Annotated in this window: 12 protein-coding genes; 4 read left to right on the plus strand and 8 right to left on the minus strand. The window is 61.1% G+C overall.

The window, feature by feature from the left end; translation table 11 throughout:
- Positions 1-9: 9 nt before the first annotated feature.
- From fliE to putP, 3 genes are all read right to left on the minus strand, one after another.
- Entirely contained in the window at positions 10-339 is a 330-nt protein-coding gene (fliE, locus tag Q8M42_RS13205; RefSeq protein ID WP_304864366.1) for a flagellar hook-basal body complex protein FliE, read from the minus strand.
- Between the two features lie 109 nt (positions 340-448).
- Positions 449-667, minus strand: coding sequence for a VF530 family protein (locus Q8M42_RS13210; protein ID WP_304864368.1), 219 nt, complete (start codon positions 665-667; stop codon positions 449-451).
- Between the two features lie 303 nt (positions 668-970).
- Positions 971-2,458, minus strand: a complete 1,488-nt coding sequence (gene putP / locus Q8M42_RS13215; RefSeq protein WP_304864371.1) for a sodium/proline symporter PutP — start codon at positions 2,456-2,458, stop codon at positions 971-973.
- Between the two features lie 629 nt (positions 2,459-3,087).
- Between putP and Q8M42_RS13220 the strand changes: the two genes are divergently transcribed.
- Positions 3,088-3,945, plus strand: a complete 858-nt coding sequence (locus Q8M42_RS13220) for an HDOD domain-containing protein (RefSeq protein ID WP_304864374.1) — start codon at positions 3,088-3,090, stop codon at positions 3,943-3,945.
- On the opposite strand, the gene Q8M42_RS13225 is transcribed toward Q8M42_RS13220, so the two are convergent.
- The 5 genes from Q8M42_RS13225 to Q8M42_RS13245 all read right to left on the minus strand — a co-directional run bounded on the left by Q8M42_RS13225 (position 3,942) and on the right by Q8M42_RS13245 (position 9,152).
- Positions 3,942-4,361 carry a group 1 truncated hemoglobin gene (locus Q8M42_RS13225; protein ID WP_304864376.1) on the minus strand — a complete coding sequence of 140 codons (420 nt, stop codon included), beginning with the start codon at positions 4,359-4,361 and terminating at the stop codon, positions 3,942-3,944. The two genes, Q8M42_RS13220 and Q8M42_RS13225, sit on opposite strands and share 4 nt — an antisense overlap.
- A 2-nt stretch (positions 4,362-4,363) precedes the next feature.
- Complete coding sequence (locus tag Q8M42_RS13230) at positions 4,364-5,221, minus strand: DUF3034 family protein (RefSeq protein WP_304864378.1); 858 nt, start codon at positions 5,219-5,221, stop codon at positions 4,364-4,366.
- Positions 5,222-5,223: 2 nt separating this feature from the next.
- Positions 5,224-7,560 carry an EAL domain-containing protein gene (locus Q8M42_RS13235; protein ID WP_304864380.1) on the minus strand — a complete coding sequence of 779 codons (2,337 nt, stop codon included), beginning with the start codon at positions 7,558-7,560 and terminating at the stop codon, positions 5,224-5,226.
- On the minus strand, positions 7,547-8,233 hold the full coding sequence (locus tag Q8M42_RS13240; protein ID WP_304864382.1) for a methylamine utilization protein: 687 nt from the start codon (positions 8,231-8,233) through the stop codon (positions 7,547-7,549). The genes Q8M42_RS13235 and Q8M42_RS13240 overlap by 14 nt, the downstream gene beginning before the upstream one ends.
- A gap of 166 nt (positions 8,234-8,399) precedes the next feature.
- Complete coding sequence (locus Q8M42_RS13245; RefSeq protein ID WP_304864384.1) at positions 8,400-9,152, minus strand: AraC family transcriptional regulator; 753 nt, start codon at positions 9,150-9,152, stop codon at positions 8,400-8,402.
- 250 nt (positions 9,153-9,402) lie between these two features.
- On the opposite strand from Q8M42_RS13245, the gene Q8M42_RS13250 reads away from it, so the two are divergent.
- The 3 genes from Q8M42_RS13250 (at position 9,403) to Q8M42_RS13260 (ending at position 11,305) form a co-directional block, all read left to right on the plus strand.
- Positions 9,403-10,137 (plus strand): hypothetical protein, encoded by a 735-nt coding sequence (locus Q8M42_RS13250; protein ID WP_304864387.1) that lies wholly within the window; start codon positions 9,403-9,405, stop codon positions 10,135-10,137.
- A gap of 40 nt (positions 10,138-10,177) precedes the next feature.
- Positions 10,178-10,573 (plus strand): protease inhibitor I42 family protein, encoded by a 396-nt coding sequence (locus Q8M42_RS13255; RefSeq protein ID WP_304864388.1) that lies wholly within the window; start codon positions 10,178-10,180, stop codon positions 10,571-10,573.
- Positions 10,574-10,669: 96 nt separating this feature from the next.
- Positions 10,670-11,305, plus strand: a complete 636-nt coding sequence (locus Q8M42_RS13260; RefSeq protein WP_304864390.1) for a lysoplasmalogenase — start codon at positions 10,670-10,672, stop codon at positions 11,303-11,305.
- The last annotated feature ends 24 nt before the right edge of the window (positions 11,306-11,329 follow it).

Genomic DNA, 11,329 nt, shown 5'->3' on the forward strand with positions numbered 1-11,329 from the left:
GCCCTACCCTTAAACCGGCATCTGCATAATGTCTTGATAAGCCTGAACCAGCTTATTGCGCACCTGGGTCATCGCTTGGAAGGAGACGCTGGCTTTCTGCGACGCGATCATCACGTCCGTCAAATCCACGCCGCTGGTGCCCACTTCAAAGGCAGTAGCCAGCTTATTGGAGGCCTGCTGGGTTTCGTTGACCTTGCCCACAGCCTGCCCGAGCATCTCGGAAAAGCTCGGCGCGCCAGGTTCAGGCGTGCTGGTGACAGGCTTCTGACGCGCCATGGCGTCGGCCTGCATGGAACGCATCTCCAGCATCAAACGATTGAATTCAACACCCTGGCTCATCACTACCTCCACTGGCCGCGGTTTTTTGACGCTTCGCGGCGTTTGCTGAGGTATTGCAACAAGGGTGCCAAATTATCGAACAGCTTATCGAGCGGCGCGGAACCTGCTCTTACCCCTTCTGCGAGCGCACATACAACCCTTCAACCTTCTCACGCGCCCAGGGCGTTTTGCGCAGGAAGGTCAAGCTCGACTTGATGCTCGGATCGCTTTTGAAACAGCGGATATCGATGCGCTCGGCCAGGCCATCCCAGCCGTACTGGGCAACCAGGGCGGTGAGAATGGCTTCAAGGGTCACGCCATGCAGCGAGTTTTTCGGTGATTGAGTCATGCAGAACCTGTACGAACAGCTCGATTGAGGCAAACCCCGCCACCTTAGCCAAACCAGCGATCAATCGAAAGCGCAGCGCGGTGCCTGAGATTTTATTTCGAGCCTAAAAAATGGCAGGGAGCCATTTTTAACGTCGCGTAGCGACGGCCCGAAGGGTGGAGGCCATGGATGGCCAGACATAAAAAAGCCGGCCCACACCAAAGATGTGGGCCGGCGAAGCACTATCGGGTCGCACGCACATCGCCGCGAAACAGCTTCGCGGGGCAACTGAGCGACCAGTCAGTTGCCAGGTATCTCAATCCATCAAACCGACTGGTATTCCTTCTCTGCTTCGTCGAAGCGCTTGATCATGCTGGCCGATGGGCCGTTGCCGATCTTGCTGAACACCAGAATGGCGAGGGTGGCGAAGATAAAGCCCGGGATGATTTCGTACAGACCCAGATGACCAAGTAAGTTCTTCCACAGAATCACGGTCAGAGCACCGACCAGCATGCCAGCCAACGCGCCGTTACGAGTCATCTGCTTCCATACGAGCGAGAGAATCACCACCGGACCGAACGCAGCACCGAAGCCAGCCCAAGCGTAGGACACCAGGCCCAGCACGCGGTTTTCCGGGTTGGCAGCCAGCATGATGGCAACGATGGCAATCAGCAGCACCATGCCACGGCCGACCCATACGAGCTCGGTCTGCGAAGCATCTTTACGCAGGAAGGCTTTGTAGAAGTCTTCGGTCAGGGCACTGGAGCACACCAGCAACTGGCAGCTCAGGGTGCTCATGACCGCAGCCAGGATAGCGGACAACAGAATGCCAGCGATCCACGGGTTGAACAGCAGCTTGGCCAGTTCGATAAATACGCGCTCTGGGTTCTCGGTCACCGGGCCAGCAAGATCCGGGTTGGCGGAGAAGTACGCAATACCGAAGAAGCCCACAGCCACGGCACCCGCCAGGGTCAGAATCATCCAGGTCATGGAGATACGGCGGGCTGCCGGAATCGATTTCACCGAATCAGCCGCCATAAAGCGCGCGAGGATATGCGGCTGACCGAAGTAGCCCAGGCCCCAGGCCATCAAGGAGATCACGCCAACAAAGGTCGCGCCTTTGAGCATGTCAAAGTTGGTTGCATCTTTGAGTTCGATCGCTGCGAAGGTCGCATCGGCACCGCCAGTGGCAATCAGCACCACGACTGGGGTGAGGATCAAGGCGAAGATCATCAGGGTAGCCTGCACGGTGTCAGTCCAGCTCACCGCCAGGAAACCACCGATAAAGGTGTAGGCGATGGTCGCGGCAGCACCGGCCCACAGCGCCGTCTCGTAGGACATGCCGAAGGTGCTTTCAAACAGGCGGGCACCGGCTACAACGCCAGAAGCGCAGTAGATGGTGAAGAACACCAGAATCACCAGGGCCGAGAAGATGCGCAGCACACGGCTGCTGTCTTCAAAGCGGTGGGTGAAGTAATCCGGCAGGGTCAGGGCGTTGCCGTTGTGCTCGGTCTGCACACGCAGACGGCCGGCCACGAACAACCAGTTCAGGTAAGCGCCGACAATCAGGCCGATGGCGATCCAGCCTTCGGACAAACCGGACAGGTATACCGCACCTGGCAAGCCCATCAGCAGCCAGCCGCTCATGTCCGATGCACCAGCCGACAAGGCGGTGACAAAACTACCCAGGCTGCGACCGCCGAGGATGTAATCGGAAAGGTTCTTGGTGCGCATGTAAGCGATCAGGCCAATCAGCACCATGAGCGCGATGTACACCACGAAGGTGACAAGCATCGGAGTATTTGCAGTCATTGGGGAGCTCCCCTCTTGATTGTTGTTATTCCAGCAACAGGGAGTAGCCCCCATTGCCAACGTGGCATTGCACGCCTGCCTATGCAGGTGAAGCCGCTTACCGCAACCGAGGCACAAAGGCCCCAATACAACAACGGGCGCATGCCGCAAGACAGTCGCCCGTGAAATTCCCTTTAATTGCCTGCCAACGCCTTACACCTGGCCAGGCCCTGCGCGCATTCACGGTTCTGGTAACCGCTGCACGCCGGTAAAAACTCAGCATCACTCACCACGGCCTGCGCAAGCGCAATTTCGGACAAGGTCAGACGGGCTATTGCGATCACGCCTTATCCTTTTATTTGCTTACTGTCTGTATAAGGTCTAGCCCAACTGCACCGGCTTGCCGGGGCATCCTGTGGGCAGAAACCTGCGCACCGCGTAAATCGAGCACGGAATTTAGTGGCAGAGGCATGACCGCTTCTTACAAAAAGCTCTGGAGTTTTTGCAAAAAGCTCCAGGCGCAGGAACTTCCTGCAAACAGCTGTTTAAAGCGCAAGGCCACAGCATTCGCCGATCACGGCCATCCATCGCCACTTATACCGGGCGTGTAACGGCCATCTAGACTGCACCCATAAGGCTGGAGGTGTGCGTTGCAGAGCGAAGCATCCGATTACTCAATCTACCGGCGCGTAGTCTCGCAGTTGATGCAGGGCGAAGAGCAATTGCCCAGCCTGCCGACCATTACCCTGGATATTCGCCGCGCCCTGGGTGACCCGAATATTTCGTTAAATGCCCTGGTGCGTTTGATCAGCCGCGACCCGGCCCTCAGCGCCCTGCTGATGAAACATGCCTCCAGCGCACTGTATCGCCACACCTTGGCGCCCAAGACGCTGCACGAAGTAATCGGTCTGCTCGGCATGACGGAAGTCGATCGAATCACCATGGTGCACAGCATCAAAAGCCTGTTCACCCTGCACAGCCCGGGGCATAAGCGGCTATTTGTCGATGCCTGGGAGCGCCTGGTGATCAAGGCCAGCACCAGCGCCATGTTGGCCCGTCTGCTGGGCCATGTGACCGCAGAACACGCCCTACTGGCCAGCCTGCTCAGCGAGGTGGGCACCCTCGCCGTGCTCTCGGCGTTCAGAAATGAAAACGTCACGCCCTCCAGCGAGCTGTATTACAAGCTGTGCCGCGAATACAGCAAATCGCTCGGCATCATCGTGCTGAAGAAATGGTCGGTGCATAACGAATATATCGAGATCATCCGCGACACCGGCAACTGGCAACGCAGCCCTGGGCATTGCCTGCAATTGCTCGATCTGGTCAACCTGGCGCTCTACCACGCCATCAAGGAGCGCACCCCAGACGCCGAGCTACCGCCCCTGCAAGAACTGGCGGCCTACCAGAAGCTGATGCCGCCGCAGGACTTTATCGGCGAGAACGGCGAGCTCAGCCTGGTGATCAGCCACCGCGCCGATATTCTGGCCATCGCCCAGACCTTGCGTTAGCGATCAATCACCTGCGCACGCATGGGCGCAAGCCGCGCCAGTAGGCGGTTCTGCGCAGGCATGGGCACGCCCTGGGTACTCATTGCATCCTGCAGGTTTTCCACCAGGGCGTTGAAGTCGCTGGGGGTGAGGTTCTGGCCCTTGTGGCTTTCTTCCATGCTGTCGCCGGTGTAGGTGCAGGGGCCGCCAGCTTCGACGCAGATCTGCTCCACCAGCTTGTCGCGCAGGCGCACGATGTCGATATTCTCGAAGTGCCGGACGATGCGCGGGTCGGCGGCAATATTCAGCAGCATGCCTTCGACGATGCGGGTAATCCCGGCCTGCTCGCCCAGGTCGCGGTACAGGCTGTCGTCTTTCGGCGCCTGCTGGGCGCAGGCCGCCAGGGTAAGCACAACGACCAGCAGCAGACTGCGCATGCTTAGAAACTCCCCTGCACGGACAGGTAGACCCCATCCTGATTATCCAGCGTGGCGATTTCCCCCAGGCGCGCATAGGCCAGCACCACGGCCAGGTTCTTATTGGGGAAGTAACCGAGAAACAGATCGGCCCAGTCACTTTCGCCGGCAAAGCTTAAATTGTCCGGCTTTTCGCGGTACTCCACGCCCAGCGCCCAGCGCGGATTGAACAGCACGGCGACGGAGCCTTCCTTGAGCACGGAATGACGGTCACGGCGATCCCCACCAAACCCCAACAGCCCCAGCTCGTTGGCCCGGCTATAGCGCAGGCCGCCATTGAGCAGCAGGTTGTAGCCAAAGGCGCCACCGAGTATCAGCCGGCTGGCGCTGATATAGCCTTCGGTGTCTTCGCTGCGCTGGGCGCCCACCAGGCTGGGAATCAGAAAATCCTTCTGGCGTTTGTGCTGAATGCCCAATGACACCTGCGGTAGCGGGTCGTAGATCAGGTCGCCAAACAGGCGCAGCTTGAGGCCGAAGATATCCTGGCTCAGGCTGTTTTCCGGCAGGTTGAGGTTGCGCGCCAGGGTGCCCAGATCAAAGCGCTGGCGGGCGTAGGACAGCTCGATACGGTTATCGAAGGCGACGCCAACACCGGCCACATCCAGGCGGTAATCGCCGGTTTCCACTCGCGTGGCGAATACATCCGCGCCCCACTCGCCGCGCTCGCCATAACCGGAAAGCACCGCCCAGGGTGTAATCCCACCACCGGCTGCGCCTTCAATGCTGCTGGCGCCACCGGTGGCCAGCAAGCGGCCGTCGGCCCAGGTCAAGTTGGCCAGCAGACCGAGCAACAGGGCAATGCAGCGCGGCAGTTGAGTCATGGTCAATGCACCAGGGTCGGGGAGGCGTGGGTGTATTGCGCCATCCAGGTTTCAAAGGCTTGCGCCGCCAACGGCCGGCTGATCAGGTAGCCCTGAGCGGTATCGCACTGCCAGCGCCCGAGCAGTTGCAGGCTGCGCTCAAACTCGACGCCCTCGGCCACGACCTTGAGGCCCAGGCTGTGGCTCATCTCGATGGTCGAGCGCACGATCACCGAGTCCTCGCTGGCATCGTCCAGGTCGCGGATAAACGACTGGTCGATCTTCAACTCCTGCACCGGCATGCGTTTGAGCTGTGTCAGAGAAGAGTAGCCCGTGCCAAAGTCGTCCACCGACAGGCTGATGCCGCACGCACGCAGGCCGTGCAGCACCTGCAGGGCAAGTTCGGGGTTAAGCATCACCCCGCTTTCGGTGATTTCAAAAATCAGCTGCTCGGCCGGGATCTGGTACTCGGTCAACAGTTTGCTGACCCGCGCCGGCAACTGCGGATCGATCAGATCTTCGGTGGAGATATTCAACGACACCTGCACACGCAGGCCGCGCCCGGCCCATTCGCGTAGCTGGCGCATGACTTCCTCGATCACCCAGGCGGTCAGCAGCTGAATGCTGCCGGTGCGCTCGGCCAGCGGAATAAATTCCCCTGGCGAAACCATGCCCAGCACCGGATGCTGCCAACGCAGCAAGGCTTCGGCCTGACGCACCTGGCCGGCGGCAATGTCCAGTTTCGGTTGATAGTGCAATAGCAGCTCGGCCTTGCTCGGCGCATGGCGCAGATCGCGAATCAGGCGGATCTGCCTCTGCTGGGCATCATCGCGGCCACGCTGGTAGACCTGCAGATGGCTGGGCATGCCGGCGGCATCCTGCATAGCGATGCTCGCCCGGCGCAGCAGCTCTTCCGGGGCGTTGCCATCGACCGGGTAGCTGGCAATGCCGATACGGCAATCCAGGGCGAAGTCATGAGTGGCAACGCGCAGCGGCTTGAGCAGCAGTTGTTGCACCTTGTCAGCGATGCCCACGGCGCTGTCGCTGTCGGTGTTTTCCAGCAGCAGCAGAAACTCGTCGCCGATAATCCGCGCCACGCTATCGCCGGGGCGCAGAATCGCCTGCAGGCGCCGGCTCAGCTGCTGCAGCGCCAGGTCGCCGCCCTCCGCCCCCAGACTTTCATTAACCGCCCGAAAATTCGCCACGCCCAGGTAGAGCAACGCCGTCGGCCGCTCCGCCGTAATCGCACTGCCCAGTCGCTCCAGCGCCAGAGTGCGGTTGGGCAGGCCGGTCAGCGCATCATGCAACGCGTTGTGCGCCAGCTGCCGTTCACGCTCGGCGATACCTTGCTGCATGGCCTTGAAGGCGGTGGCCAAACGCCCCAGTTCATCGCCGCGCTGCAGGTCCAGGTTGGCCTGATAATCGCCCTGGCGTACCCGCTCGGCGACGGCCGCCAATTGCTGCACCGGCTGCGATACCGAGCGCGCCAGCAACAAGGCGCCAACCAGGGAAGCGCTCAGCGCCACCAGGGCAATCAGCAGAATATTTTGATCGAGCGGGGCAAACGCCTGCTGCGCCTGACTGAGGGATTTGTGCAGCAGCGCGCGCACTTCAAAGCCGTCACCACTGGCCAGCACCAGGGTCTGATTAAGGTAAGACTCGTCACCGATCAGGCTTATCGCATCATTGGCCAGTTCAGCCATGCTGCCTTGCAGCTGCTCACGCTGCACCGGCTGCAGGGTGCTGATCCAGATATCGGCCACACCGTCCTGGGTCGCGCGCAGGGTCAGGTCCAGGTGGGTCAGTTCACGCAACTCGGCGGCAAATACATCATCAACCTGAAAGCCCATCATCACCCGGGCAATCGGCAGCGGCGCGGTGACGGTGGCTTGCACCAGCAGGTAAATCTTGTCGGCAATCGGCATCAAAAAAATCTGCACGCCCTCGCGCTGACGCTGCATCACCTGGGCACTCAGGCGCTTGGCCGTGTCACCGCTGATCTGCCGATCACTGCTGACCTCCAGGTTGCCATCGAGCCCCAGCATCATCACCGCGCTGGCATTGATCCGCGCGCCATGGTTAAGCAGGGCCGAGCGAATGGTCTCGGTGTCGCCACTGGCCACGGCATCCTTGAAGCCAAAATCGGCGGCCAGCACCTGCACCGCATCGCGCAACTGGCGACCACGCACTTCGAGCAACTGCTGAAACACCAGGCTGCCCACATCCAGCTGCTCACGCGCCTGGCTGCGTACGGCGGCATTGGTGGCGGTTTGCACGGCCGCATAGAGCGCGCCAACCACCACCAACAGCAGCAGCACCAGCACGCCGGCAATCCGTGCCTGAAAACTATTGCGCAGCATCGCGAGCCTTCTTGAAGGCATCACCAAAGGCGCTGGCCGGCGCACTCGGAGCTGCTTGGCTGACGGGGGCCTGCATGGTCAGGGTAAAGCGCTGCTGGCTACCGCCCTCGGTTAGCTGCACCTGGCCAGCAGCCTGCGGCAACATATCTGGCGCTTGCGGGTGCCACAGACTGGCCGTGTAGGTGCCGGCCGGCAGTTGCTCCAGATTCAGCTTGCCCTGCGCATCGCTGACGGCAAACCAGGGATCGTCAGTGACATAGACATAGCCCACCATCCAGTCATGGATGTTGCAGCCAAGCACCACTACGCCGGGCGTGTCGAAAACTACCGGTTCGCTCGGCGTGCCCTGATACAGGCGCAGCTCAAAGCGTTTGGCCAGGGAGAACGAATAGACGTGATGGCGAATATTGTCGCTGTTAGGAAACGACACCGAGGTGCCGCTGCGCACGGCCAGCACATTGGGCGCGAATTGCTGCGAGCGCTGATCCATCACCGCAGTAGCAGGTGCAACCCCAAGTGCAACCTCGCTATGCAAACTGAGCACGGCATTGGCCAAAGGCTGGCCTTGGCTGTCCACCAGCTCGGCTTGCAGGCTGGCGGCGTGCAAAGGCGTACTGAGCAGCAATATGCCGAGCAGCGCAAAGGCGAACGATGGGTGCAGGTGCTTGCTCATCAAGACTACTCGTACTTTAGGGGCACACTTGAAGTGGACAGCATCCTTGCCCAGGCACAGTAAATGTCTCTGTGCGCCACAGCTTAGTCGGCAGCGTGAAGAAGTTCACGCTTGATTGGCAACCACCGCCTGATAAAAACCGCTAACCAAGGCAGTCAGCGAGGGCTTATTCGGCGCTGCGCAGGCGTTTCGGCGTCAGGCCCAGGTAGCGCCGCATGGCGGTGGTCAGCGCGCTCTGGCTGGAGAAGCCGCACTCTTCGGCGATGCGGATCAGCGGCATGCCGCTCTCGCGCAACAGCCGCACGGCGCGATCCAGGCGGGTTTTCAGCAGGTACTGGTGCGGTGTCAGGCCGACGCTGTCCTTGAACTGCGCATGGAAATGACTGGGGCTCAGACAAGCCACCTGGGCCAATTCAGCCACGCTAATGCGCCGCGCCAAATGCTTAATGATGTAACTGTCGAGGCGCTCCAGATTCAGCGCCCCTACAGCCCGCGCCTGGGGCTCGCCGAACAGGCGCAGGTGCAAGGCGCGCAACAGCACGCCGCCCAGTGCACGGGGCAACAGCGGATCAGAGCCGTAACGCTCCAACTCGGCGCCGGCATAGCTCAGCAGGTTCTGGAAATCAGCATCCAGCTGCGGGTAACGCGGGGTTTCGAACAGGCGGGTCAGCAGTTGCAGGTCTTCGCTGGAGGTGCCCTGCTCATCCAGGTCGATGATCAGCATGCGATTATCGCCCATGCCGGCGAATTGGTGATCGGCATCCCCTGGCACCAGGCAGGCGCGCATGCGGCACACCTCGCCGCCCCGTCCGTTGACCTCAAATTCGGCACGCCCGGCCAGCGACAGCACCAGTTGATGATGGTCATGGGTGTGCTCGTGGGCCTGGTCATCAAGACGCATCAAACGCGCGTTGAACATGAAAAGTGCAACCCTGAAAAACAGAGGTGCAACTTTAACCCTTTGCCCGGTAAAACTGCAGCCCGCACGACAAATGGGCAGTGGCTGCACCAAAAACTCTCGGCGTCATTAAAAGCGCCCAGATACGGGGCAAATAGTCGACCCGCAGTGGGTTAAAAATGCCTGAAATCGGGCCTTTAAGCGGTCTGGCAAGGGATTTGCTGAGTTTGCCTGCCCCCTTGCGCACCGTTCGGGTTCAGGAAACCAGCTTATGGCCCTCAGCATTGCTCTCGCCCTGGCATTGGCGCTGTTACTCGCCGGCCACTTCCTCAGCCAGCTCGCCGGCAAACGCCACCAGCAGCATCTCAACGAGCTGCAAGCGGCGCTGCTGCAACGCGCCATCGACCTGCTGCAGAGCCTGCAAAAACACCGTGGCCTGGGCGCCCAGCAAGACCTGCCCAGCACCAGCCAGCGCAACGCCCTGGCACGCCAACTCGACCAACTCTGGCTGAACTGGCCCGGCCCCAGCCTGGGGCTTGCACCACTGCAGCAGGACTGGCCACGCCTGCGGCGCAACCCGGCGGACTTTGCCGCCCACTGCCAGGTTATCGACGGCTTACTGGCGGTGATCGCAACACTCGAAACCCGCCTGCATCAGGCTGGCAACGCACACCTAGAGGGCATCGCCCAGGCCTGCCATGGCCTGGAAAACCTTGCCCGCCTACGCGGCCTGAGCGTGCGGGCGGCCAATTACAGTCAATGCCCGCCAAACCTGAAACAGCAGATTCAGCAGCTCTGCCTGCAACTGGAGCAATCGCCCGTCGGCGCGTCCTTACAACAGGTGCTGCAGCGCCTGGAGCATGAACTGATCGACAGCCACGACGTACGCCTGGCACCTCACGAATGCTTTGCCCTGCTTACGCCGCTGATCGACGAGTATGCCCAGCACTTGCGCGCGCCACTGCAGGCGACGTTCGCTGCACGGACTCCCGCGCAGCAGCCCTAGCAGCTATGCTGGCAGCCTCGACATTCGCCAGGAGCTCACCATGCTTGCCCCCCGCCTGACAGTGGTACTCAGCCTTGCACTGCTCGCCGCCTGCGCACAAAAACCCAGCAGCGTTACCCTGGAGCAAAGCCAGCAGAGCAAATGCCCGCTATCGCTGCACGTCGGCCAGCAATTCAATCTGCGCCTGCCGAGCAACCCCACCACCGGTTTCCGCTGGCTGCTGCGTGACTCCGCGCCACAAGTGCTGAAAAGCCTCGGCCCGGAGGTCTACAGCAACCCGGAAGACGCCGGCCTGGTCGGCAGCGCCGGGGTTTCCACCTGGCGTTTCGAGGTCGCCCAGGCTGGCGAAGGCCAACTGGCGCTGACCTACGAACGCCCCTGGGAAGTCGGCGTAGTACCGGCACAGCGCTTCAACTGCACGATCAAGGCGCGCTAACTGGCGCGAAATGCTGCTTTGACTGGCATCCACGGCGTGGTTGGTTAATGCGCGACACGCCATAGTGCAGGCCTTTCGAGCATCAAGGACAAGGCCATGCGTTATCTGCTGCTGGGTTTGCTGGGCGCTGCGGTATTTCTCTATGCACGACTCGGCGGCCTGAGTGAACTGGGCTTGCTCAGCAAGGGCATCCCGGTCATCGCTCTACTGCTATGGCTGAGAACGGCACCCAGCGGCCTGTATCGACGCTGGATCAGCCTCGGCCTGCTCGCCTCACTGGCGGGCGATATCCTGCTCGACTGGCCCGGTGACCTGTTTGTTTTCGGCCTCGGCGCCTTCCTGCTGGCGCACCTGGCCTATCTGCGCGCCTACCTGAGCGACTGTAAACAACCGGCCTGGCTCGCCTTGTTGCTCGCGTTAGTAACAGGCGGGACGATGTTCGCCATACTCGCCAGCGCCAATCTGGGCCCACTGCTGATCCCCGTGGCCTGCTATGCATTGGCGATCAGCGCCATGCTCTGGCGCGCCCTCGCCCGCCTCGGTCAACCGGGCCTGCCCAGCTTCTCAACGCGCCTGGCCGCCGGCGGCGCCGCATTGTTTGTGCTGTCCGACAGCCTGATCGGCATCAACCGCTTTGTCGCACCCTTCGATGCTGCACCGCTGGCGATCATGCTCAGCTACTGGCTAGGGCAATGGGCCATTGCCGCCTCGGCCTTCAAACAGGCCCGCTGAGCCATCACCTATGTAGATTTGCGA

The organism is Pseudomonas sp. (assembly GCF_030684895.1).
Taxonomy (GTDB): Bacteria; Pseudomonadota; Gammaproteobacteria; order Pseudomonadales; family Pseudomonadaceae; genus Aquipseudomonas.